The 23770-nt window shown below is 60.6% G+C and carries 16 protein-coding genes and 2 tRNA genes; 13 read left to right on the top strand and 5 right to left on the bottom strand.

Annotation, left to right across the window (positions count from 1 at the left end; genetic code table 11):
* The first annotated feature begins 211 nt into the window (after window positions 1-211).
* On the top strand, window positions 212-505 hold the full coding sequence (locus GWQ29_RS05835) for a hypothetical protein (RefSeq protein ID WP_159165807.1): 294 nt from the start codon (window positions 212-214) through the stop codon (window positions 503-505).
* A 66-nt stretch (window positions 506-571) separates the two neighbouring features.
* Here the strand turns inward: GWQ29_RS05835 and GWQ29_RS05830 are convergent.
* Both GWQ29_RS05830 and GWQ29_RS05825 read right to left on the bottom strand, forming a co-directional pair.
* A tRNA-Cys gene (locus tag GWQ29_RS05830) sits at window positions 572-645 on the bottom strand.
* Between the two features lie 56 nt (window positions 646-701).
* Window positions 702-777, bottom strand: a tRNA-Gly gene (locus GWQ29_RS05825).
* 248 nt (window positions 778-1025) lie between these two features.
* On the opposite strand from GWQ29_RS05825, the gene GWQ29_RS05820 reads away from it, so the two are divergent.
* The 11 genes from GWQ29_RS05820 to GWQ29_RS05770 all read left to right on the top strand — a co-directional run bounded on the left by GWQ29_RS05820 (window position 1026) and on the right by GWQ29_RS05770 (window position 17733).
* Window positions 1026-4463, top strand: a complete 3438-nt coding sequence (locus GWQ29_RS05820) for an ATP-binding protein (RefSeq protein WP_275918960.1) — start codon at window positions 1026-1028, stop codon at window positions 4461-4463.
* Between the two features lie 412 nt (window positions 4464-4875).
* Window positions 4876-6561: an ABC transporter substrate-binding protein gene (locus GWQ29_RS05815; RefSeq protein WP_275918959.1), complete on the top strand. Its 1686-nt coding sequence runs from the start codon at window positions 4876-4878 to the stop codon at window positions 6559-6561.
* Window positions 6562-6678: 117 nt separating this feature from the next.
* Window positions 6679-7662: an ABC transporter permease gene (locus GWQ29_RS05810; protein ID WP_058393444.1), complete on the top strand. Its 984-nt coding sequence runs from the start codon at window positions 6679-6681 to the stop codon at window positions 7660-7662.
* A gap of 1 nt (window position 7663) precedes the next feature.
* Window positions 7664-8572 (top strand): ABC transporter permease, encoded by a 909-nt coding sequence (locus tag GWQ29_RS05805; RefSeq protein ID WP_159165803.1) that lies wholly within the window; start codon window positions 7664-7666, stop codon window positions 8570-8572.
* Window positions 8569-9588 carry an ABC transporter ATP-binding protein gene (locus GWQ29_RS05800; RefSeq protein ID WP_275918958.1) on the top strand — a complete coding sequence of 340 codons (1020 nt, stop codon included), beginning with the start codon at window positions 8569-8571 and terminating at the stop codon, window positions 9586-9588. Before GWQ29_RS05805 ends, GWQ29_RS05800 begins: the two co-directional genes overlap by 4 nt.
* A gap of 11 nt (window positions 9589-9599) precedes the next feature.
* The gene (locus GWQ29_RS05795) at window positions 9600-10592 is read left to right on the top strand and encodes an ABC transporter ATP-binding protein (RefSeq protein ID WP_021139062.1); all 993 of its coding nucleotides are present in this window, start codon (window positions 9600-9602) and stop codon (window positions 10590-10592) included.
* Window positions 10593-10706: 114 nt separating this feature from the next.
* Window positions 10707-12422, top strand: coding sequence for a glycoside hydrolase family 9 protein (locus GWQ29_RS05790; RefSeq protein WP_275918957.1), 1716 nt, complete (start codon window positions 10707-10709; stop codon window positions 12420-12422).
* A gap of 218 nt (window positions 12423-12640) precedes the next feature.
* Window positions 12641-13513, top strand: coding sequence for a BadF/BadG/BcrA/BcrD ATPase family protein (locus GWQ29_RS05785; RefSeq protein WP_275918956.1), 873 nt, complete (start codon window positions 12641-12643; stop codon window positions 13511-13513).
* Between the two features lie 160 nt (window positions 13514-13673).
* A complete protein-coding gene (locus GWQ29_RS05780; RefSeq protein WP_275918955.1) occupies window positions 13674-15539 on the top strand; it encodes a beta-N-acetylhexosaminidase in 1866 nt (621 codons plus the stop codon).
* Window positions 15540-15753: 214 nt separating this feature from the next.
* A complete protein-coding gene (locus tag GWQ29_RS05775) occupies window positions 15754-17307 on the top strand; it encodes a PAS domain-containing methyl-accepting chemotaxis protein (protein ID WP_275918954.1) in 1554 nt (517 codons plus the stop codon).
* A gap of 69 nt (window positions 17308-17376) precedes the next feature.
* Window positions 17377-17733 (top strand): MGMT family protein, encoded by a 357-nt coding sequence (locus tag GWQ29_RS05770; protein ID WP_275918953.1) that lies wholly within the window; start codon window positions 17377-17379, stop codon window positions 17731-17733.
* Between the two features lie 130 nt (window positions 17734-17863).
* Here the strand turns inward: GWQ29_RS05770 and GWQ29_RS05765 are convergent, their stop codons facing one another.
* Window positions 17864-18031 carry a hypothetical protein gene (locus GWQ29_RS05765; protein WP_005312189.1) on the bottom strand — a complete coding sequence of 56 codons (168 nt, stop codon included), beginning with the start codon at window positions 18029-18031 and terminating at the stop codon, window positions 17864-17866.
* A 114-nt stretch (window positions 18032-18145) separates the two neighbouring features.
* Complete coding sequence (gene topA, locus GWQ29_RS05760) at window positions 18146-20767, bottom strand: type I DNA topoisomerase (RefSeq protein WP_275918952.1); 2622 nt, start codon at window positions 20765-20767, stop codon at window positions 18146-18148.
* A 361-nt stretch (window positions 20768-21128) separates the two neighbouring features.
* Here topA and astB point away from each other — a divergent pair, with 361 nt between their 5' ends.
* Window positions 21129-22466 carry an N-succinylarginine dihydrolase gene (astB, locus tag GWQ29_RS05755; RefSeq protein ID WP_275918951.1) on the top strand — a complete coding sequence of 446 codons (1338 nt, stop codon included), beginning with the start codon at window positions 21129-21131 and terminating at the stop codon, window positions 22464-22466.
* A 203-nt stretch (window positions 22467-22669) separates the two neighbouring features.
* Here the strand turns inward: astB and sohB are convergent, their stop codons facing one another.
* Window positions 22670-23677, bottom strand: a complete 1008-nt coding sequence (gene sohB / locus GWQ29_RS05750) for a protease SohB (protein ID WP_275918950.1) — start codon at window positions 23675-23677, stop codon at window positions 22670-22672.
* Window positions 23678-23770: the final 93 nt, after the last annotated feature.

The raw sequence follows: 23770 nt of genomic DNA, 5'->3' as shown, positions 1-23770 counted from the left end.
AGCACTCCTTACTGGTAAGACCACTGAGCAAAGATTACTCCACAAACTGTAGGATTACTACACCAATAACGCCATTTTTTCGCAAAAAAATCCACAAAAAGCCATATAATGAAATCCAATTACATTAATTAACTTACAGGTAACAAAAACTGGCAAAGGGATGTGCGTCGACCAGATTTAATGGGTTGGCAGTCAGGAGGGAGTTTATGCGATGAAACCTGCGGAAATGGCGGTCTTGGGGGTACTGGGCCTCTTGCTCTGGTCGGAATGGCAGGATTGGCAACTCAATCAAGGCGACAGCATCACCCTGGCCTATCAGGGCGTGCCCACCGTCAGCCTGTGGCAGTGCGGCCTGCTGAAACAGAAGATGGCGGATCTGACCGAACATTCGGCCGCAGTGCAATTTCAATTCCGGGGGCAGGATCTGGTGGAGGTCAATCGCTATCTGGAACGGGAGTGGCAACAGCAGGGCTGTGAACAGTTACTGACTCAGCAGGGATATTGAGAAACAGAAAAGCACACCTGTGGTGTGTGATATTTATCGCTGGAATGATATTGAACTGGAAGGATATGGAGGCACGTTCCGGAGTCGAACCGGACTAAACGGATTTGCAATCCGCTGCATAACCGCTTTGCTAACGCGCCATGCTGACAAGGCTGTTGCCTTGAAAGTGATACCCATAGTTGGTGCTATGAGAAATTGGAGCGGGAAACGAGACTCGAACTCGCGACCCCGACCTTGGCAAGGTCGTGCTCTACCAACTGAGCTATTCCCGCCTTACTGCCGTGTGCCAGTTACCTGACAACGAGGCGCATTATACGTACCCCGAGCGCGGGCACAACCCTTTTTTCGCACTTTTAGCCCTTGCCCGTACTGTTTGCTCAGGGTTTAGACGGCTTGACCAAAAAAACCACATCAGGCTGTGACCCCACAGGCGAATTTAAGATAAAGTCATTGAAATGATTAGTCTTTAGTCAGAGACTTGTGCCGCTTAGTAACTGGATTCTCAATTGAAAATCACACGATGAAATGGATCTTCAAGCCTCGTGGGCTCAGGCCGCAGCTAATGCTGGCTTTTTTCATGTTGGGTCTGGTGCCCTTCCTGGTCGTTACCCTGTTCTTCCTCTACAGCCATGGCAAAGATCTCACCACCCAGACTTCCAACCACCTGGTTTCCGTTCGCAACATCAAGAAGAGCCAGCTGGAGGATTACTTCGGCAACCTCAAAGAACAGATCATCAACTTCTCCCAGCAGGATTTTGCCGGCAACAGTATAGGTCGCTTCTACGGCTTTACCGGTGCGTTCGAGAAGCTCGGCACCACGCCGCAGGAGGCACGCGCACGCGCCCAGGCACGCTACGTTCCCGGCTCCTGGGACAAGCTGCAAAAACCCGAGCCCAAAGTCGAGATCGAACCGGCCATCAGTGCCCTGATCCTGGCAGACGAGATGTATGGCCGGGTGCACCAGCGCTTTCATCGCGGCTATGCCGACATGGTGCGCAAATCCAATTACAGCGACATCTTCCTCATCGATCTCAACGGCGACGTTGTCTATTCAGTCACCAAGCGCCCCAACTTTGCCACCAACCTGCTCTCCGGCCCCTATCAGGCCAGCGGCCTTGGCAGCACCTTCGCCAAGATCAAGCGCCGCCTCGACGGCGGTCAGAAACCACAGCAGATCTTCGAATTCACCGACTTTGGCCGCAACGAGCTGACCGGCCAGGTGGTCGCCTACATGGCCGCCCCCGTCATGCAGTACGACTATGTGCGCGGCGTGGTGATCTTCGAACTGCTGCCGGACAAGCTCAACCAGATCATGGCAGAGCGGGAGGGGCTGGGAGAAACTGGCGAGACCATCCTCATAGGGCCGGACAAGCGGATGCGTGCCAATGCCTGGCTGGCGCCGGAATTCAGTGTCGAGAACAGCTTCAGCCCCAATTTCAGGCCCTTGCAGACCCCATTGGTGGTCAAGGCCCTATCCGGTGAACAGGGAGTCGGGCTGTTTCGTTCCTATCACGATGACGATGTGCTGGCCGCCTATACCCAGGTGAAGGTGTTCGACACCGAGTGGGCCTTCATCGCCGAGATCTCCACCAGCGAGGCCTATCGCCCCATCCGTCAGCTGGAGACGCTGGTGATCCTGCTGGGAGCCGGATCCTTGCTGCTGCTGATCCTGTTTTCCCGCTGGCTCTCCCACTCCATCACGGCCCCGTTGCGATCCCTCACCGCCGCCGCCGAGCAGGTGGCCGATGGCGCCCTGGATCACCCCATCACTATCCCTCGTACCGACGATGACATAGACAGGCTGGCTCAGGCGTTTCGCCACATGCAGCGCTCGGTGAAAGACAAGATAGAGCTTATCGAGCGCCAGACCCAGGAGCTGCAACAGCAGGTCAAACTGACCCACAAGCAGAACCTCAGTCTGCAACAGGCGGACAAGCTCAAAGATGAGCTGCTGGCCAACACCTCCCACGAGCTGCGCACTCCCATCCATGGCATCAAGGGGATGGCGGAGTCCATGCTCGCCAGCCAGCAGGACTTGACCGAGGGGCAGCAAAATCAGCTCGGCCTCATCATCAAGAGCGCCGACGGTCTGGCCCGGCTGGTGGACGACCTGCTCGACTACCATCAGATGCGCTACGGCCAGCTGGAGATCCATTCCCAGCCCGTCGCCTCCAAGGGGGTCATACGGCTGGTGCTGGATCTCTGTCAGCACCTGGTGCAGGCAAAGCCCCTCACTCTGGTGGACATAAGCCCGGCCGAACTGCCGCCGGTACTGGCCGACGAGCAGCGCCTCGAACAGGTGCTCTACAACCTGGTGGGCAACGCCATCAAGTACACGCCCCAGGGCAAGGTGGTACTCAGCGCCCTGGTGGAGGGCAACTTCCTGCGCATCAAGGTGACCGACACCGGCATCGGGATTGCCAAAGACCATCTGGAGCACATCTTCGAGCCACTGGTGCAGATGAGCCCCGAGGTGAGCAAGCAGGGTGCCGGTCTCGGCCTCTCCATTACCCGCCAGCTGGTACACCTGATGGGAGGCGAGCTCTTCGTGGAGAGCGAGCCGAGCGTCGGCTCCACCTTCGCCTTCACCCTGCCGCTGGCCAGCGGCAAGGCGGGCAACCTGACCCTGGACAGCCGCCAGATTGAACATCAGCTGGTGCGCCAGCAGCCGCTTATCTTGCCGGACTGGGAGAGCGATGATCTGCCGCCTCCGCCCCATGATGCGCCTCTCATACTGGTGGTGGATGACGAGCCCATCAATCTGCATATCCTGCGCCATCTGCTGCAACCCTGCGGTTATCGCATACTGCCCAGCAGCGATGGCCACGACGCCCTGGCCAAGCTGGCCCAGGAGCCGGTCGATCTCATACTGCTGGATGTCATGATGCCGACCCTCTCGGGTTTTGACGTCTGCCGCCGCCTGCGCGAGCAGCACCCGAAAGACAAGCTGCCGGTGCTGCTGCTCACCGCCCTCAACCAGCCAAAGGATATAGAAGAGGGATTCAACGCCGGGGCCAACGATTACCTGGTCAAACCTTTCTGCAAGGAGGAGCTGTTTGCCCGGGTCAGGGCCCTGCTGGAAGCGAGTGCGGGCCGCGCCTCCCTGGTGGAGAACCGCCTGCTCAAGCAGGAGATAGAACATCGCCTCACCCTGCAGGAGCAACTGCATCAGGATCAGGAGCGGCTGCTGGCGCTGCTCGGGGAAGGAGCCGATCCCATTGTCTTCATCGATGAGCAGGGCACTGTGCTGTTTGCCTCCCGGGTGCTGGCCCGCTTGCTGGGTCAGGAGCCGGAAGCCATGGAGGGGCAACCGCTGGACGACTGGCTGGCCCTCCCGCTGGCAACCCAGTGGCCCGACCTGAAGGCGCAGCAGGAGCAGCGACTGGCGTTTCTGGTGGCAGGCCAGCAGGACGAGCTCAATGCCCGCGCCCTCTCCATCAGCCTGGGGGGGCAGGCCGCCTTCGCCCTCACCCTCAGCACTGAACTGCGCCAGGACGAGAACCGGGTGATGGCTCTGGAAAACGCCCTCAAGAGCCTGTCGCGTCAAGCCATCATAGAGGACGGTCAGCTGCTGGGTGAACTGAGCCGGCTGGGGGGAGAATTCCGTTCACTGGCCGACGATCTCATTCGCCAACAGGATGACGAACCCCTGCGCCGAGCTCTGGTGGATACCATGCGCCTCACCCTGGATGCCTGGCAGCAGAGCACCGGCAAGGGCAAGATAGTGCTGGCGGAGAAGAGCAAGCTGTGGCGCGTCTACATGGACAGATCCAGCCCCCAGACCCGTACCCTCGATAAATACCTGAGCCTGGATACTCTGCCCAAGGCACCGCGCTGGAAGACGGTCGTCGCCACCGCCGAGTATGTGCTCGCCCACAGTCCGCTGAGCGATCCCCTGCGCCAGCAGTTGCACCACAGCGCCCAGACCCTACGTCAACTCGCCAACCGCAAATCCTGATCCCCCCGAACTGCGCCCTGGCTCACACTTGCCAGGGCGGTTTTTTTTTGTGCAGAATTAAGCGGGTAAAACGCGTCAAAACAAGAGCCGATCCAATTCACACAATTGTCATGAATGGCCTGCAGACAGGGACTTATTACGTCAAAGCAAATAACATAACTTCATGATTTAAAATGGGTTAAAAACCATTTCGACGATATTGACGTCGGGGCTGTGATTTTTACGATATCGACGAACGGAACAGTTGTTGTTTTCCTGTTAACTCTGCTTTGCTAGGGACGTTGGAAAACAGAACGACAAAGGTTAGACACCTGACCAACACAGAGGGCCGACCTCCCCAGCATGCGAAGTCGGTGCTCACACAAAACAAGGCGAACCCTCGGGAATGCCAAAAAATAAGAAAGGACATAATATGCTTGCCAAAGTATCCAAAATCTCTACTGCTGTAATGCTGGGAACCATGATGCTTGCCGGGGCCGCCGGTAATGTCATGGCTGCTGAAAACAAGACTGTGCTGACTCTGGTCGCACAACAGGAGACCGCCTGGGTCAAAAACTTCAACCCCTTCCTGCAAGCGGGTTTGCTCCATACCACTCGTCACTTCATCTATGAACCTCTGGTGATCTTCAACGATATGCAGGGTGGCAAACCCGTCTATCGTCTGGCCACTCACTATGCGTTCAGCGATGACTTGAAATCCGTCACCTTCGATCTGCGTGAAGGGGTCAAGTGGTCCGACGGGGAAGGTTTTGATGCGGATGACATCCTCTTCTCCTTCAATCTGGTGAAAGCCAACAAGGCGCTGGATGAGCGCTCTATCTGGACCCAGATCAAGAACATAGAGAAACTAGGTCCCTACAAGATCAAGTTCGACCTGACCGACGTCAACACCAACGTGGTGAATGACCTGGTGCTGGTGCCCATAGTCCCCGAGCACCAGTGGAAGTCAGTGAAGGATCCGGTCGCCTTTACCAACGACAAGCCGGTCGGTACCGGTCCCTTCACCGAGGTGGACAACTTCTCCGCCCAGCTCTACACCCAGTGCCGCAACCCGCACTACTGGGACAACGCCAACCTCGCCATCGACTGCCTGCGCATGCCGCAGATGGCCACCAACGACCAGGTGCTGGCCGCCGTGATGAAGGGTGACGTTGACTGGTTCGGCTCCTTCGTACCGGACATAGAGCGCCTCTACGTTGGCAACGATCCGAAAAACAACAAGTACTGGTTCCCGGCCTCCGGCACAGTCGCGTTCAACGTCAACTTCCAGACCAAGAACCCGGGCAACCACGAAGCCTTCAACGACATCACTTTCCGCCGCGCCTTCTCCATGGCGATGGACCGTCAGGCCATGGTGGATATCGCCGGTTACGGCTACCCGACCGTCAACGAGTACCCCTCAGGGCTCGGTAAAGCCTTCGACTCCTGGAACAACCCGGAAGTCGACAAGAAGTACGGCAAATTCAACAAGTTCGACTTGGAAGGCGCCAAGGCCATGCTGAAAGAGGCGGGCTACAAGGACTGTGACGGCGACAAGTTCCTCGACACCCCGAGCTGCAAGAAGATCGAGTTCAAGGTGCTGGTACCGAACGGCTGGACCGACTGGGTCAATACCGCCCAGATCGGGGTCGAAGGCTTGCAGGCCCTGGGTCTGAACGCCAAGACCGCCACCCCGGAAGCCACCGTCTGGACCGAAAACCTGATCACAGGTGACTTCGACGTCGCCCTGCAGGGTTACTTTGCCGGTGCCAACCCGCACAAGTACTTCGAGACCGCCTTCCACTCCCGCAACATGGGTGAGCGTGGCAACCGCTTTGCGGCGCCCCGTTACAAGGACCCGGCCCTCGACCAGCTGATCGATGACTTCACCCAGACAGACGATGCGGCCAAGCAGAAGGCCATCATGTTCGAGATCCAGGACAAGGTCGGTGCCAACCAGACCATAATCCCGGTATTCAACAACCCGACCTGGTACGAATACAGCACCAAGCGCTTCAATGGCTGGTTCAGTGCCGACAACCCGGTCGCCAAGCCGCAGGTTCACCCGGACACCCCGGAACGTCTGCTGCACGTGTTGTCACTCAAGCCAAACAGCTAACCACCCCGGCCCCCTGCGGGGGGCCATTCTCCCCGCCATGTCTTCCATCCCCCTGATTGTTCGGGGTTGGGGGAGCTTTGCCCGGCGCGGGGCAGGCTTGCAGTAAAAGGGTTCACCATGGGATTTATACTGAGACGTTTCTCCTTCTATCTGGTCGCCTTTCTGGTGGCCGCCACCATCAACTTCCTGCTACCCAGAGCCATGCCGGGGGATCCTGTCTCCGTCATGTTTGCCCGGGCCGGCGCCATGATGGAACCCGCCGCGCTGGAGGCCCTCAAGGCCACCTTCGGTTTCGTGGACGGCCCCATCAGCACCCAATTTCTCACCTATGTGAAGAGTGTCTTCACCTGGGATCTCGGCACCTCGGTGCGCTACTACCCCCAACCCGTGGCCGACGTACTCGGACGCGCCATCGGCTGGACCCTGTTCCTGGTGGGTACCTCCACCATACTGAGCTTCTCCGTCGGATCCATAGTCGGTATCTTCGCCGCCTGGTATCGGGGAGGCGCCATGGACAGCATCCTCTCCCCGCTCACCCTGGTGATGCAGGCCATTCCGCCCGTGGTCATCTCCCTGCTCGCCCTCTTCCTGTTCGGGGTCAGTCTGGAGTGGTTGCCCATCGGCTATGCCTACAGCCCGGAGATAAAAGCCGACTTTGGCTGGGAGCACATCAAGAGCATCATGACCCACGCCATCATGCCGGTCGCCACCCTGGCCATGGTGCAGGTGGGGGGCTTCCTCATCACAATGCGCAACAACATGATCAACCTGCTGGGGGAGGATTACATCACCATGGCCAAGGCCAAGGGGCTCTCCCGCAACCGGGTCATTTTCAACTACGGTGCCCGCAACGCCATACTGCCGAGCGTCACCGCGCTCTCCATGGCGCTCGGTTTCGTCATCGGCGGCTCCCTCATCACTGAGGTGATCTTCAACTACCCTGGGCTGGGTCTGACCCTCTATCAAGGCATTCTGGCCCGCGACTACCCCCTCATTCAGGGGCAGCTGCTCATCATGACCATCACAATGCTCAGCTTCAACTTCCTGGCCGACGTGCTCTACGTCTTCCTGGATCCCCGTCTGCGTACAGGAGGCAAATAAGATGCGTATGCCGACTATTTTGAAAATCCTGCTGGGCAACAAGAAAGCAGCCTTCGGCCTCTTCATCGTGGTCAGCTTCGTGCTGATGGCATTGTTCGCCCCTCTGCTGGCCAGCAATGAACCGACCAAGCGAGTCTCCCGTCCGCACCAGCCCCCCAGCGCCGAATACGTGATGGGCACCACCCGCATGGGCCACGATATCTGGTCCCAGTTTGCCAACGGTGCCCGCATCTCCCTGATGGTGGGCTTCGGAGCCGGCATACTGGTGTGCGCCCTCGCCATCACGGTCGGCATCACGGCTGGCTACTTTGGCGGCGTGATCGACGAGTGCCTTACCTTCCTGATGAACGTGGTGCTGGTGATCCCCAACCTCCCCCTTCTGCTGGTGCTCGCGAGCTTCATCGGGGAGGCGTCACCGACGGTGATCGCGCTCATCATAGGCTTTACCTCCTGGGCCTACGGCGCGCGCGTCATACGGGCCCAGACCCTGGCCCTGCGGGAAAAAGAGTTCGTCATCGCCGCCGAAGTGCTGGGGGAGCCGGCCTGGCGCATCATTCTGGTGGAGATACTGCCCAACCTCATCTCCATCATAGGGGTGAGCTTCATCGGCTCCATCATCTACGCCATCGTCACCGAGGCGACCCTGGAGTTCCTGGGGCTCGGCGATCCGACCGTGGTCAGCTGGGGCATCATGCTCTACAACGCCCAGACCTCCAGTGCCATCCTGGTGGGTGCCTGGTGGGAGATCCTGGCCCCCTGCTTCGCCATCGCCACCCTGGGCGCGGGCCTGGCCCTGCTCAACTTCGCCATCGACGAGATAGCCAACCCTCAGCTGCGCTCCCACAAGGGATTGCATCGCTGGAAAAAACTTGCCGCGCCCGTCTCAGCACCACAGGAGAGGACAGCATGAACAAGCAACCCCTGCTGTCGGTACGCAACCTCTGCGTCGACTACATCACGGAGAGCGGCGACGTGCGCGCCGTCAACTCGGTCAGTTTTGACATAGCCCCGGGGGAGGTGTTCGGCCTCGCCGGCGAGTCGGGCTGCGGCAAGTCCACGGTCGCCTTCTCGGTGGCCCGACTGCACAAGCCGCCCGCCTACATCAGCGGCGGCGAGATCCTGTTCAAGGGGGAGAGCATTCTCCACTACAACGAGGAGCGGCTGCGCTCCTACCGCTGGCAACAGGTATCAGTGGTGTTCCAGTCCGCCATGAACGCCCTCAACCCTGTGCTGCGCATGGAGGAGCAGTTCTGCGACGTGCTGCTGGCCCACAATCCCGGCATGACCCGTTATGAGGCGATCAAGCGCGCCCAGGTGCTGCTGGAGATAGTCGACATCCATCCGAGCCGGCTCAAGGATTATCCGCACCAGTTCTCCGGCGGCATGCGCCAGCGGCTGGTGATCGCCATCGCCATGGCGCTCAACCCCGAGCTTTTGATCATGGATGAGCCGACCACGGCGCTCGATGTGGTGGTACAGCGGGAGATACTGCAGAAGGTCTATGCCCTGAAAGAGCAGTTCAACTTCTCCATTCTGTTTATCACCCACGACCTGTCGCTCATGGTCGAGTTCTGCGATCGCATCGGCATCATGTACGCCGGCGAGCTGATCGAGGTGGCGCCTTCCAAGGCGATCCTGACCTCGCCCCTGCACCCCTACACCAAGGGGCTCGGCAACTCCTTCCCGCCCCTGCACGGCCCAAAAACCGTGCTGGAAGGGATCCCCGGCACACCGCTCAATCTGCTGGAGGTGCCGGTCGGCTGCCGCTTCCAGGCCCGCTGTGGCAAGGTGCACGATCGCTGCCGCCAGGAGTACACCCGCCTGGTCGAGATCCGGCCGGGGCAACAAACCGCCTGCCACCTTTATGAGGCGCAGGATGAGCAACCGGATCCCGTTTTCTATCTGGACAAGGCCGCTGGCTGTTAAGGATGTCTGTCATGCAAATCGCCCAAACCGACGCGCCCATCATCGAAGTCCAGCACCTCTACAAGGACTTCCCCGTCAACTCCAATGCCATCAAGAGCGGCAAGATGCGGGCCCTCTCCGACATCACCTTCAACCTGCACCGGGGCCGCGCCCTGGCGGTGGTGGGGGAGTCGGGCTCCGGCAAGAGCACCATCGCCAAGATCATCGCCAAGATGTACAAGCTCTCCAGCGGCCGCATCCTCTATCGCGGCCGGGATCTGGAGGAGTTCAACAAGGGCACGGCCCTGCTCGACTATCGCCAGAGCGTGCAGATGGTGTGGCAAGACCCCTTCGGTTCGCTCAACCCGACCCACACCATCTACCACCACATAGCCCGCCCCCTGCTGCTGCACAGCAAGGTGATCGACAAGAAAGATCTGCCCGAGATGGTCTATACCCTGCTGGAAAAAGTGGGACTGACCCCGGCCAAGGCCACGGCGGCCAAGTACCCCCACCAGCTCTCCGGCGGCCAGCGCCAGCGGGTCAACATAGCCCGCAACCTAGCGGTGGAGGCGGAAGTGGTGCTGGCGGACGAACCCACCTCCATGCTCGACGTCTCCATTCGCATCGGCATCCTCAACCTGATGGAGCAGATGAAAAACGAGCTGGGGGTCTCCATGCTCTACATCACCCACGACATCGCCACCGCACGCTATGTGGCGGAAGACTTGGCGGTGATGTACGTGGGTCACATGGTGGAGTGGGGCGAGGTGGACGAGATACTGCACCACCCGCAGCACCCCTACACCCAGCTGCTCATCTCGGCAGTGCCCGACCCCGAGAAGAGCATCCACGCCGCGCTGGAGGGGGGCCGCAAGGGGGAGATACCGCTCTGGACACCGGACTCCTGTGGCTGCCCCTTCGCCGGGCGCTGCAACCAGGCGATGGCCCGCTGCAAGGATGAGCTGCCCCCCATCACCAAACTCGCCGACAACCACTTCGTGCGCTGCTATCTCTACGAGTGATACTCGCCACTAAAACGGCCGGACAAGCCAGTCCGGCAATGCCTCGGTGCGGGACCACCACGGCCCCGCTATGTGCCTCACCGCAATGGGGTGAACCACAGGAGCAATACCTTGATGGAACTCTTGATCAATCAGGTGGGTTACGAGTGCGACGGGCACAAGGTCGCCCTGCTACAAACCTACCCTGCCCATGATCTCGGCGGCTATGTCAGGCTGCAACGCTTAAGCGATGGCCAGACGCTGTTTGAAACCCAACTGCAAGCGGCCGGTGAGGTCCCTGGCTGGCAGGGCCGCGCTTACCTAAGCGCCGACTTCTCCGCATTCAAGGAGCCCGGCCACTACCGGCTGGAGGCGATCACCGCCCAAGGCATAGTCCGCTCGACCCGTTTTGCCATCGGCCAGGATCTGCTGGCCAGCCGCTGCCTCTCCGACGTCATTCACTACTTCAAGGGCCAGCGCGCCAGCGGCGCCTTCGATAGAGCCGATCGCAGCGCCCGTCTGTTTGGCACCGATCAGCACAAAGATGTGCACGGCGGCTGGTTCGATGCCAGCGGCGACATGAGCAAGTACCTGAGCCACCTCTCCTACGCCAATTACCTCAACCCCCAGCAGACCCCCATGGTGGTGTGGGCCCTGCTCAAGTGCCGGGAACTGCTGGCCCCGCGCCACGATATCGACGGGGTGAACCTGTGCAAGCGGCTCAATGACGAAGCCCTGCACGGGGCTGATTTTCTCTGCCGGATGCAGGATGAGTCGGGTTTTTTCTTCATGACGCTGTTCGACAAGTGGAGCAAGGACCCGGAGCAGCGCGAACTGTGCACCTACGCCACCCAGCAGGGGATCAAATCAGCAAACTGGCAGGCGGGTTTCAGGCAAGGGGGCGGCATGGCCATCGCAGCGCTGGCCCGCGCCGCCCGCGAGAGCGTCAGCGGCGACTTCGATGCCAGCCGCTACGCCGAAGCGGCCAGACGCGGCTACCAGCACCTGTGCGAGTACAACCTCGCCTATCTCGATGACGGGGTCGAAAACATCATAGATGACTACTGCGCCCTGCTGGCGGCGGTGGAGCTGACCCGCACGTTCGGCTCCGAGTGGCTGTCCGAGGCAAGAGCCCGAGCCGGCAAACTCTGCGCCCGCCAGCGCATCCATCCGGAGCTGGGTCACTACTGGTCAGCCAACGAGGATGGCTCGCGCCCCTACTACCACGCCGCCGAGGCAGGGTTGCCGGTGCTGGCGCTGCTGGAATATTTAGGCGTAGAGCCGGATCTGGGGCACAAGGCCCAGGTGCAAACCGTGGTGCAACAGGCGCTGGCCGCCGAGCTGGCACTTTGCGCCCAAGCAGGCAACCCCTTCTCCCTCGCCCGCCAGTTTGTAAAAGGGGTAGATGAAGCGCCTCGCGTCAGCTTCTTTATGCCCCATAACAACGAATCCGGTTACTGGTGGCAGGGGGAGAATGCCCGGCTGGCCTCCCTGGCCGCCATGGCCTTTGCCGCCGCCGAGCAGCTCCCGCAGCAATCCGGGCCACTGCTCGGCTTCGGCCAGCGTCAGCTCGACTGGATCCTGGGGCAGAATCCGTTCAACGCCTGCATGCTGGCAGGCCACGGCATCAACAACCCGGGCTACACAGCCGGTTATCCCAATGCCCTCGGCGGCATCTGCAACGGCATCACAGCAGGGTTCGATGACGAGGCGGATATCGCATTTATTCCTGAGCAGTACAAGGATCGGCTGGATCAGAACTGGCGCTGGGGGGAGCAGTGGATCCCGCACGCCGCCTGGTTTGCCCTCGCCATCACTTGGCAGAGCGCGCAGGGAGGTCGCCATGATTGAGAGCGGCTCGGACATCATTAGCACTGGAGGAGAGCAGTGGATCCTCCATACATTCCGCCTGGTTTTCCCTCGCCATCACTTGGCAGAGCGCGCAGGGAGGTCGCCATGATTGAGAGCGGCTCGGACATCATTAGCACTGGGGGAGAGCAGTGGATCCTCCATACATTCCGCCTGGTTTGCCCTGGCCATCAGCTGGCAGAGCGCACAGGGAGGACAGCATGATTGAGTACTGGGTCGGTGTGGATGGCGGCGGAACTCACACCCGCGCCCGCATTCGGGACAAGGCGGGCAAGCTCTTGGGCGAGGGGCGCGCCGCCGGATCCAACCTGGAGCTCGGCATAGAGGTAGCCCACACCAACGTGCTGGCCGCCATCGATCTGGCCAGGGTTGAAGCCGGATTAGGTAACGATTCACAGCAACGGATGGGGGTCGGTCTGGCACTGGCCTCCGCCGAGCTGGCGGAGTGCTATCACGCCATGCTCGAGATGCCCTTTCCCTTTGCCAGCGTCAGGCTCACCTCCGATGCCTTCGGTGCCTGCCTCGGTGCCTTTGGCGGCCAGGAGGGGGCCATCCTCATCGCCGGCACCGGCTCGGCCGGGCTCATCTATCGCCACGGTCAGCTGCACACCTGTTCCGGTCGCGGTTTTCCCATTTCGGATCTGGGCAGCGGTGCCTGGCTGGGGCTGCGTGCCATCCAGCAATCCCTGCTCTGCCATGACGGCATCCTGCCCCCCAGTACGCTCGCCATCCGCTTGCTCGATCACTTCAAACGGGATCAGGCCGAAGTGGTGCGCTGGGCCGCCCGCGCCATTCCCGCCGACTACGGCCGCTTCGCCCCCTGGGTGTTCGATGCCGCCAGCGACGGCGACGAGCTTGCCTGCCAGCTGCTTGACGAGACCTGCGCCCAGCTGAATACCCTGCTGGAGGGGATGCAGCAGCTGGGAGCCAGCCAGATTGCCCTGCTCGGCGGCATCGGCATGCGCCTCGCCCCCCGGCTGGCGCACCTCAACCTGGTCAACCCCAAGGCCGATGCACTGGAGGGGGCCATACTGTTTGCCCAGTCGGAGTCGTTCCCATGTCTGCACTGCTGAGCCTTGTCCAATTTGATCCGCCCGCCGGCGGGGACAGGATCCCCCTCTGCCCGCTCCGGGGAATACCCATGCCTGCACTTTGGATCCCTCCCCGGGTTGACCAGTACCACAAGGAGATGATCGCCCTGTTTGTTCCCTTAACTCCATCAGAGGAATTTTCATGTCTGCACCCCTGATCCACACCCAGGTTGACCGACGCGATGGCGAGGACGTCTGGTTCCGATTCAACCTGAGCCAGTTGCCGGCAGCCCCCTGGAAACTTCACTTCTGCCTGGCACGCCACATAGATCCCGCCTCCCTCGAAGGTGCCAGACTGGAGCGCCAGAGCGGCAGCTACAAGGTGCTGATCCCGGCCGAGGGGCAAAGCGAGCTGCGTTTTTGCTGTCGAAACACCCCCATCAAGCGATTGTCTGACATGCCGCAGGGCTTCTTCCTGAGCCTGCCCGAGGCGAGCACGGGCCCCCAGCTGATGCCGGTCACCTTGGTGGAACAAGATCTGGGCCTGCCGCCAAGCGGGCCCGGCGCCCCGGATCTGCCAGAGGTCGAGCCCCTCGCCGGCATAGTGCCCCAGCCAGATCAGCTGGTGCTGCTGGAGGGCAACTTCCGGCTGGCGGAGCGGGCTCATGTCAGCGGGCCCGGGTCGCTGACCGGCCTGCTGGCCCATTTCAACGAGCTGACAGGGCTTGCGCTGGCGCAGGATCACGACGCCGAGATCCGGCTGATCGAGGCCCCCCTGGCTGTCGAAGCCTATCACCTCACCATCACGCCTGAGGGGGTGACCATAGCCGCGGCTGGCGAGGCAGGTTGGCGCCATGGCCTCGTCAGCCTGGCCCAGTGGTATCTGCAGCACGGCGAGAGCCTGTCCTGCATCGAGCTCAGCGACGCGCCGCGCTTTGGCTTTCGCGGCATCTTCCTCGACTGCGCCCGCCACTTTCACCCCGTCGCTAGCCTCAAGCGCCTGCTCAAGCTGATGAGCCTCTACAAGTTCAACCGCTTCCACTGGCATCTGACCGATGACGAGGGGTGGCGGCTCGAGATCAAGGCTTTCCCGCAGCTGACAGAGATCGCCGCCTGGCGCGGCCACGATCTGCCAGTGGGGCCCCAGCTCAGTGGCGGCCCCGAGCCCTATGGCGGCTACTACACCCAAAGCGAGGTACGCGAGCTGGTGGCTTATGCCAGCGGGCTCGGCATTACCGTCATTCCCGAGATCGATATCCCGGGCCACTGCCATGCAGCCATCAAGGCGCTGCCCGGGCTACTGATCGAGGACGCTGATCGCTCCCGCTACCTGTCGGTGCAATATTTCGACGACAACGTGCTCAACCCGGCCCTGCCCGGCACCTATGCGTTTCTGGAAGCGGTAATCGACGAGGTGTGCGAGCTGTTCTCGGGCCCCCTGGTACACATGGGTGGGGACGAGGTACCGACCGGGGTCTGGACCCACAGCCCGGCCTGCCAGCAGTTGATGCAACAAGAGGGGTATCAGGATTGCCGCGAGCTGCAGGGCCACCTGCTGCGCCACTGCCAACAGTATCTGGCCAGCAAGGGCAAGCAGATGCTGGGTTGGGAGGAAATATTGCACGGCGACAAGGTCAGCCGGGATGCCACCATCTTCGCCTGGACCAGCTTCCAGGCAGGGCTGGATGCCGCGGCTGCGGGCTATCCCGTTGTGATGGCACCGGCCCAGCACCTCTATCTGGATCTGGCCTGGAGCCAGGATCCCCACGAACCCGGCCTCTACTGGGCGGGCACCCTCAATCTGGAGCAGGTCTATCGATGTGATCCTGCCCCGGCCGATTTCCATGCCAACGATAACATCCTGGGGGTGCTGAGCCCCTTATGGTCGGAACTGGTGACCTCTCGTGACCGTCTCGACTATATGTTGTTCCCGCGCATGCTGGCCACCGCCGAGGTGGCCTGGAGCTACGCCACCCGCAAGGCGTGGGATCACTTCGCCGCCCGCCTGCCGGGCCAGTTGCAGATCCTCGACCAGCTACAGGTGCGTTATCGGGTGCCACAGAGGTAGTGTTATCTTTCTGTCTGGCGACCTTTGGGTCGCCTTTTTTTACCATCCACCAACAAAAAACCAACTTTCCCCTACCATTCATCCGCCATTGTTGGCAAAATTCAGCCCCCTATGAAGCCGACTCGGTGCGCCCTGGCAATCACCTGCAACCACGCCCGGATCTGCCACAATAACAACGACAAAACTATCAACAAGAACATCGGAGCGTATTCCTATGGCTCGCAGAGACGTCCATACCCTGGACAGCGAAGTGGAGTTTCCTGCCGACGAACAACTGGTTTCCACCACCGACCTGCGCGGGGTGATCACCTACGCCAACCCCGCCTTCTGCCGCATCGCCGGCTACCCCGTTGAAGAGCTGGTCGGTCACAACCACAACCTGGTGCGCCACCCCGACATGCCCAAGGCCGCCTTTGCCGATCTGTGGGCCCGCCTCAAGGAGGGCAAGCCCTGGCGCGGCATGGTGAAGAACCGCTGCAAGGATGGCCGTTACTACTGGGTCGACGCCTATGTGACCCCCATCTACGAGGGGGGCAGGATCAGCGGCTACCAGTCAGTGCGCTGCAAACCGGAACCCCAGCTCAAGCGCGTCGCCAGCCAGACCTATCAGGCCCTGCTGAAGGCTGAGCGGGGCTCGGCCAGCAGCCTTCCCTCCCTCAGCCGCATGCGCCTGCCGGTGCTGGGCTTGCTGTTGCTCGGCCTGCTCGGCTGGGCCTTTCTCAGCCAGGGCGCCATGACAGCCCTGCTGATGCTGCTGCCCCTGCTGCTCATCGGTGGCGCCTACTGGCGGGAAATATTCTCCCTGCCCCTCTACCTGCAGCAGCTCGGCCGCGAATATGACAGCCTGACCCGGCTGGTTTATTCGGGTGACGGCCCGGGCGCCATCGCCGATTTTCACATCAAGATGCTGCAGGCCCGCATCCGTACCGTGCTGGGCCGGATCAACGATGCGACCCATCCCCTGCAGACCCTGGCCACCAACCTGAAACAGGCGTCCCATGAGGCCTGTCTCGATATCAACGAGCAGGATGCACAGACCCAGCAGATGGCTGCCGCCATGACCCAGATGGCCAGCACGGCTCATGAGATTGCCCACAACATTCAGGACTCCAACGGTCAGGTCAACGAGGCACGCAGCCGCTGCGAGCACACCAACAAACAGCTGAGCCAGACCGAACAGCGCATCGAGCAGCTCGCCAAACAGGCTGAACTGGCGTTCAACTCTGCGGTAGAACTTGCCAGCGAGTCGGAGCGGATCGGCAGCGTGATGGGCGAGATCCAGGGCATAGCCGATCAGACCAACCTGCTGGCCCTCAACGCCGCCATAGAGGCGGCACGGGCCGGTGAGCAGGGCCGCGGCTTTGCGGTGGTGGCCGACGAGGTGCGTACCCTGTCGACCCGCACCCACAAGGCGACCGAACAGATCCAGGGCAGCATACAGCAGATCCAGCACACACTGGGACGCTGGAAGGGGATGATGCAGGAGAACCTGCAACAGACCCGCGAATGCGCCGAGATGACCCGCCAGGGCGCCAGCAGCCTGCATTCCGTACTGGAAGAGATAGAGCTGGTCACTGAGCACTCCACCCAGATCGCCGCCGCCGCCGAGCAGCAACAGGCGGTGGTGGAGGAGATCAGCCGCAGCATCAACCAGATATCCCAGTACTCCCAGGCCAATAGCCAGAAGATGCAGGAGGTCGACGACTCGAGTCAGGAGCTGCTGGAGCGCGCCAGGCAGCTCAAGGGGCTCAGTCAGACCTTTGGTTGACACAGGTTGCCACCCCCACGACAGAAGCGCCACAATGGCGCTTCTGTCGTTTCTGGAGAGTCATGACCCATGAGAATGGAGCCAGCCCCTGCAACCCTGAACAAGGTCGCCCGCATCGAGGCGATCCTCGCCCTGATCCCGGTCGGCAAGGTGGTCAGCTATGGTCAGGTGGCGGATCTGGCTGGGCTGCCCGGTCGAGCCCGACTGGTGGGCAAGGTGCTACGGGAAACGGACAAGGTGCTGCCCTGGCATCGCGTGCTGGGCGCAGGCGGCACCATTTCACTGCCAAAAGGGTCGACAAGCTTCATGGAACAGACGGGGCGATTGCAGCAGGAGGGGGTGCCTGTGGTAGGCGGAAGGGTAAAGATGCGGGAGTGGCAATGGCAGCCCGACCTCGCCGAGCTGCTATTCCTCATTCCTTTTTAAAGCGCTGCTATTTTTTGTTAAACCAGAGCGCTGCGGTTTCTCATGATGTTCTGTTGAGCCACAGCGCGGCTATCTGTCTTGGTTTCCTTTCGAATCAAAGAGCTGTCATGCCTCCTTGTTCCCTTTCAAGTCACAGTGTGAGGGGAGCCAGGATCTCGTCGCTGCGCACCTGCACGGGTATGGTTTCATACTCCCGTTGCAGCAACACCAGCAGACTCTGCCTGTCCACTTCCAGCACATAGGCAGTCCCTTCCCGGGTCAAGCAGGTCATTCCCGGCCGGATCTCGTTAATCTCCATCACAACCTCCGTGTACAGCGCTGCCATCCTTGCAGCCGTTTCAGTATACCGTCATCTCCCAACAAAAAGGCCCCAGCAAGGGGCCTCTTTCATCATAGTGTGAACTGCGCGCCATCACGCCTTCTTCGACTTGGCCAGGCTCTCCTGCCACTTGCCGTTGTCGTAGTGCGCCGTCCAGCCCGTCGCCTTGCCGTTGACCTCCGTCATCACGTACTGCTCCTTGGTCTTGCGACTGAAGCGAACGATGGAGGCGTTACCGTCAGGATCTGACGCCGGGGCGTCAGCCAGGTACTGATGCTTGGGCGACAGGCGATCCTTGAAGCGCTTGAGCTCTTCCACTAGGGGTGCACGAGTCTCGCGGGATTTCGGGAAGTTGCTGGCGGCCAGGAACAGGCCCGCCGCCCCGTCACGCAGTACGAAGTATGCATCGGACTGGGTGCACTTGAGCTCGGGCAGTGGTACAGGATCTTCCTTCGGCGGCGCTATGTCGCCGTTTTTCAGGATCTTGCGGGTGTTCTTGCAAGTCTCATTGGTACAGCCCATGTACTTGCCGAAACGGCCGTTCTTGAGCTGCATCTCGCTACCGCAGCGATCGCACTCTATGCTGGGGCCTTCATAACCCTTGAGCTTGAACTGGCCCTTCTCGATTTCGTAACCGTCGCAATCCGGGTTGCGACCACAGACATGCAGCTTGCGGCTGTCGTCGATGATGTAGGCGTCCATGGCTGTGCCACAGATGCCGCAGCGGTGCTTGGCACGCAGCGCCTCGGTTTCGGCCTCATCACCGTCAGTGGCAGAGACAAATTCGTCGGCTGAGACCAGGTTGATGGTCTTCTTGCAGCGCTCTTTCGGCGGCAGGGCATAACCGGAGCAACCGAGGAAGACGCCGGTGGTGGCGGTACGAATGCCCATCTTGCGGCCGCAATCCGGGCAGTCGATGTCGGTCAGCACCATCTGATTGGCACGCATGCCACCCTCTTCCGCATCCCGATCCGCTTTTGCCAGCTCCTGGGTAAACTCTTCGTAGAAGGCGTCCAGCACCTTCTTCCACTCCAGGCTGCCTTCGGCGATGCCATCGAGCTTGTCTTCCATCTTGGCGGTGAACTCGTAGTTCATCAGCTCGACGAAGTTCTCCACCAGACGGTCGGTGACGATTTCACCCATCTTTTCGGCGAAGAAACGGCGGCTCTCGACCCGCACATAACCGCGATCCACGATAGTGGAGATGATGGAGGCGTAGGTGGAAGGACGGCCAATGCCGCGCTTTTCCAGCTCGCGCACCAGGGCAGCTTCGGTGAAGCGCGCGGGCGGCTTGGTGAAGTGCTGGCGCGGATCCAGCTTGATCAGTTTGAGCACCTCACCCACTGTCACCGCAGGCAGCTGGCTGTCTTCGCCCTTGCGCCCCATGGGCGGCAATGCCTTGGTCCAACCGGCGAAACGCAGGGTACGACCACGGGCCTTGAGCTCGAACTCACCGGCCTTGACGGTCAGGGTGGAGGAGTCGTACTGGGCTGGCGTCATCTGGCAGGCCACGAACTGGCGCCAGATAAGATCATAGAGACGCATCGCATCCGGCTCCATGCCTTCCAGCATTTCGGCCGTGACCAGCACGCTGGATGGACGGATCGCCTCGTGAGCCTCCTGGGCACCGGCCTTGGAACCATAGAGGTTCGGCTCGGCCGGCAGATAGGCTGCGCCATACTGCTCACCGATATATTCACGCAGCGCCTCGACCGCCTCTTTGCTGAGGTTGGTGGAGTCGGTACGCATATAGGTGATGTAACCCGCTTCATACAGACGCTGGGCCATCATCATGGTCTTCTTCACCCCGAAGCTCAGACGGGTCGATGCCGCCTGTTGCAGGGTGGAAGTAATGAAGGGAGCGGACGGCTTGGAGCCGGTCGGCTTGTCTTCCCGGTTCACCACCTTGTAGTCGACCCCTTCCAAGGCGGCCACGGCGGCAAAGGTCTCGGCCTGGGTGACTGGCTTGAAGTCGGCGCCGTTGCGGCTGACCACTTCCATGCGCAAGTCGGCCTTGTCAGCGGTCAGCAGATCGGCGTTGAGATCCCAGAACTCGACCGGTACGAACGCCTTGATCTCGCGCTCTTTATCGACGATGAGACGCACGGCAACGGACTGCACCCGGCCGGCAGAGAGGCCACGGGCCAGTTTCTTCCAGAGCAGGGGGGAAACCATGTAGCCCACCACGCGGTCGAGGAAACGACGGGCCTGCTGGGCATTGACGCGGTGGATGTTCAGCTCGGATGGCTGGGCAAATGCTTCCTGAATCGCAGTCTTGGTGATCTCGTTGAACACCACCCGCTTGTAGCGGCTGTCGTCACCACCGATGATCTCGCGCAAGTGCCAGGCGATGGCTTCTCCCTCTCTATCCAAGTCGGTTGCGAGATAGATGGTGTCGGCCTTGGCGGCCAGACTTTGCAACTCACTGACCACTTTCTCTTTGCCGGGCAAAATCTGGTAGTTGGCCTGCCAGCCTGCGGTCGGATTTATCCCCATCCGTGAGAACAGGGCATTGCGATCCTTGGCAGCCTTCTCTGATTCGCTCAGCTTTATACCGCGAATGACAGGTTTTTTGGGCTCGTTGCTGGCGCTGCCACTGGTGGGCAGATCGCGAACATGACCGACGCTGGATTTCACCACGTAGTCCTTGCCCAAATATTTATTGATGGTCTTGGCCTTGGCCGGAGACTCCACTATGACCAGTGATTTGCCCATGCTGTAACTATTATCCTCATTGCACCCGACGGGGTTGGTGTGCGGTTTTGTGGGGCTGTATAAGAGATTTGACGCGAAAAAGCAATCTTGTGAGCAAATTAGCTCACCAGCCCGAACCACCTGACCTCTTTATTTATTAATGCGAAGCCGAGCCTTGGGAAGCAACCGCTTTTTTATTTTTATGCCATATCCACCCCTTTTTTATATTTGAAACGACATAACAAACCGCTCTTGCAACATAACAAACCACTTTAGTTATCAGCTTGTTACAAAAGACAAAATCTCTTTATAATGGCTGCATCCCGCAGCTTTGTGCGCGGAAGGAACCGCTACCCATATAAAAATCGAAAGGATGTACTCAATGAAGCACTTCGAGGTCAATTTCGACGGCCTGGTCGGCCCGACCCACAACTATGCGGGCTTGTCCTACGGCAACGTTGCCTCCCAGAGCAATGCCAAGGAAGCGTCCAATCCCAAGGAGGCAGCCAAGCAGGGGCTGCGCAAGATGAAGGCGCTAACCGAGCTTGGCATGACCCAGGGGGTGCTGGCCCCGCAGGAGCGGCCGGATCTGGCTACCCTGCGCCGTCTCGGCTTCACCGGCAATGATGCAAGCGTGCTGGCCCAGGCCGCGAAACAGGCACCCGCCGTGCTGGCCGCCTGTTATTCAGCTTCCAGCATGTGGACCGCCAACGCCGCCACCGTCTCCCCGAGTGCCGATACCCAGGATGGCCGCATTCACTTCACCCCCGCCAACCTGACCAACAAGTTCCACCGCTCCCTCGAACCCGAGGTGACGGGCCGCATACTGCGCGCCGTGTTCAACAACGACCGTCACTTCTATCACCACCAGCACCTGCCGGAAAATGATCACTTTGGTGATGAAGGCGCCGCCAACCACACCCGGCTGTGTCGTGCCTACGGCGAATCCGGGGTCGAGCTGTTCGTCTATGGCCGCAGCGCGTTTGATGTCTCCCAGCCCGCCCCCAAGCGCTATCCGGCCCGCCAGACCCTGGAAGCCAGCCAGGCCATCGCCCGTCTGCACGGGTTGAGTGAAGAGAGTGCCGTCTTCATCCAGCAGAATCCGGACGTGATCGATCAAGGGGTGTTTCACAACGACGTGATAGCGGTAGGCAACCAGAACCTGTTCTTCTTCCACCAGCAGGCGTTTCTCAATACCGAGTCGGCGCTGGTCGAGGTGCGCAACAAGTTCGGCGAAGGCGAGCTGCACTTTATCGAGGTACCGACTGCCGAGGTGTCGGTACAAGATGCGGTGAAATCCTATCTGTTCAATACCCAGATCCTGACCCTGCCGTCCGGCGAGATGGCGATCATCGCTCCCACAGAGTGTCGTGACAATCCGGCGGTATCGGCCTACCTCGGCAAGCTCATCGCCCGGGGCACCCCCATCAAGCAGATACACTACATGGACGTGAAGCAGAGCATGCGCAACGGCGGCGGCCCCGCCTGTCTGCGGCTGCGGGTCGCCATGAACGATCAGGAGCTGGCGGCGGTCAATCCGGCCTGCCTCATCAACGACAGCCAGTTTGCCCGGCTGGATCAGTGGGTGGATCGCCACTACCGCGACAGTCTGGCGCTGGACGATCTGCGCGACCCGGCACTGGTACAGGAGTCCCGTACCGCACTGGACGAGCTGACCCAGATCCTCAAACTCGGCTCCGTCTACCCCTTCCAGCGCTGAGTCGCTGGATAGCAAAAGCCGGGCAAGTGCCCGGCTTTTTATTGCCCTTTGAACGGCTTCCTAGAACCTGTTTTCGAACTGTCGCGAGAGGTCGTCAGCAAGGTGAAGAGCAGCGCAGGAACCGGAGCGTATAAACATACGTGAGGATTCCGAGCAGCACATGAGCCTTGATCACGACCTCGCAGTAAGATCGGAACAGGTTCTCAGCGCCAGGGGCTCTGCTGCCACAGGCGACCCAAGCTCGACTCCAGCGCCATGGCCGCCTGCTGGCCCAGCTTCTGGGTCAGGCTCTTTGGCTTGCGATAGCTGATGCCGACCACCTTGTGGTGGCTGGCCTGGGCCAGCAGGTAGTCGTCGCTGGTGCAGAGGGTATCCACCAGCCCCAGCCCCTTGGCCTGGCTCGCCAGCCAGTGTTCCCCCGTGGTGACACTGTCTATGTCGAGGTGGGGTCTGTGCTCGGCCACGAACGCCTTGAACCGCTCGTGGATGGCGCCCAGCTCCTCACGAAACTTTTCCCGCCCCAGATCGTCGTTCTCACCGAACATGGTGATGGTGCGCTTGTACTGGCCAGCGGTGTGCATCTCGAATTCGATGTCGTGCTTTTTCAAGAGCTTGTTGAAGTTCGGCAACTGGGCAATCACACCGATGGAGCCGACGATGGCAAAGGGCGCCGCCAGTATCTGATCTGCCACGCAGGCCATCATGTAGCCGCCGCTCGCCGCCACCTTGTCGATGGCCACTGTGAGTTTGATGCCCTTGTCCCGTAGTCGCTGCAACTGGGAAGCCGCCAGGCCATAGCCATGGACCACACCGCCGCCGGACTCAAGACGCAGCAGCACCTCGTCACCGGACTGGGCGACCCCTATCACGGCGCTCACCTCTTCTCGCAGGGACGCCACCTCTTTGGCATCCATGCTGCCGTTGAAATCGAGCACAAACAGGCGGCTGCGTTCGTCTTCCGTCTTGGCGCGCGCCTTGTGTTCGGCCTTGCGCGTTTTCTCCAGCAGCTTGCGCTCGGTCTTGCCGGCCAGCGCCGCCTGCAACTGATAACGCCCCTGCTCCAGCTCGCTGGAGAGATCAGTCACCACCAGCTCACCCTTGCGGGATTTCGGCTGACGGCTGCTGATCACCATCAGGATGACGGCAGCTATGGCCAGCAGTAAGGTGAGGGTCTTGGCCAGGAACAGGCCATACTCGGTCAAAAATGCCACTTGATACTCCATAGTGAGTCAGTTTTTTCACATTCTAGGGAGTTTGCAGGGCTCGCGCAAAAACTCTGCGACAGTGGCTCAAAAAACAGACTC

The organism is Aeromonas sp. 2HA2 (assembly GCF_029237345.1).
GTDB lineage: Bacteria > Pseudomonadota > Gammaproteobacteria > Enterobacterales > Aeromonadaceae > Aeromonas > Aeromonas salmonicida.
The sequence above is the reverse complement of the archived record's forward strand: the minus strand, read 5'-3'. Positions and strand labels throughout refer to the sequence as shown.

Coding starts and splice junctions, on each gene's coding strand:
- GWQ29_RS05835 (WP_159165807.1), top strand. CDS start 212: ATGAAACCTGCGGAAATGGCGGTCTTGGGGGTACTGGGCCTCTTGCTC.
- GWQ29_RS05820 (WP_275918960.1), top strand. CDS start 1,026: ATGAAATGGATCTTCAAGCCTCGTGGGCTCAGGCCGCAGCTAATGCTG.
- GWQ29_RS05815 (WP_275918959.1), top strand. CDS start 4,876: ATGCTTGCCAAAGTATCCAAAATCTCTACTGCTGTAATGCTGGGAACC.
- GWQ29_RS05810 (WP_058393444.1), top strand. CDS start 6,679: ATGGGATTTATACTGAGACGTTTCTCCTTCTATCTGGTCGCCTTTCTG.
- GWQ29_RS05805 (WP_159165803.1), top strand. CDS start 7,664: ATGCGTATGCCGACTATTTTGAAAATCCTGCTGGGCAACAAGAAAGCA.
- GWQ29_RS05800 (WP_275918958.1), top strand. CDS start 8,569: ATGAACAAGCAACCCCTGCTGTCGGTACGCAACCTCTGCGTCGACTAC.
- GWQ29_RS05795 (WP_021139062.1), top strand. CDS start 9,600: ATGCAAATCGCCCAAACCGACGCGCCCATCATCGAAGTCCAGCACCTC.
- GWQ29_RS05790 (WP_275918957.1), top strand. CDS start 10,707: ATGGAACTCTTGATCAATCAGGTGGGTTACGAGTGCGACGGGCACAAG.
- GWQ29_RS05785 (WP_275918956.1), top strand. CDS start 12,641: ATGATTGAGTACTGGGTCGGTGTGGATGGCGGCGGAACTCACACCCGC.
- GWQ29_RS05780 (WP_275918955.1), top strand. CDS start 13,674: ATGTCTGCACCCCTGATCCACACCCAGGTTGACCGACGCGATGGCGAG.
- GWQ29_RS05775 (WP_275918954.1), top strand. CDS start 15,754: ATGGCTCGCAGAGACGTCCATACCCTGGACAGCGAAGTGGAGTTTCCT.
- GWQ29_RS05770 (WP_275918953.1), top strand. CDS start 17,377: ATGAGAATGGAGCCAGCCCCTGCAACCCTGAACAAGGTCGCCCGCATC.
- GWQ29_RS05765 (WP_005312189.1), bottom strand. CDS start 18,031: ATGGAGATTAACGAGATCCGGCCGGGAATGACCTGCTTGACCCGGGAA.
- topA (WP_275918952.1), bottom strand. CDS start 20,767: ATGGGCAAATCACTGGTCATAGTGGAGTCTCCGGCCAAGGCCAAGACC.
- astB (WP_275918951.1), top strand. CDS start 21,129: ATGAAGCACTTCGAGGTCAATTTCGACGGCCTGGTCGGCCCGACCCAC.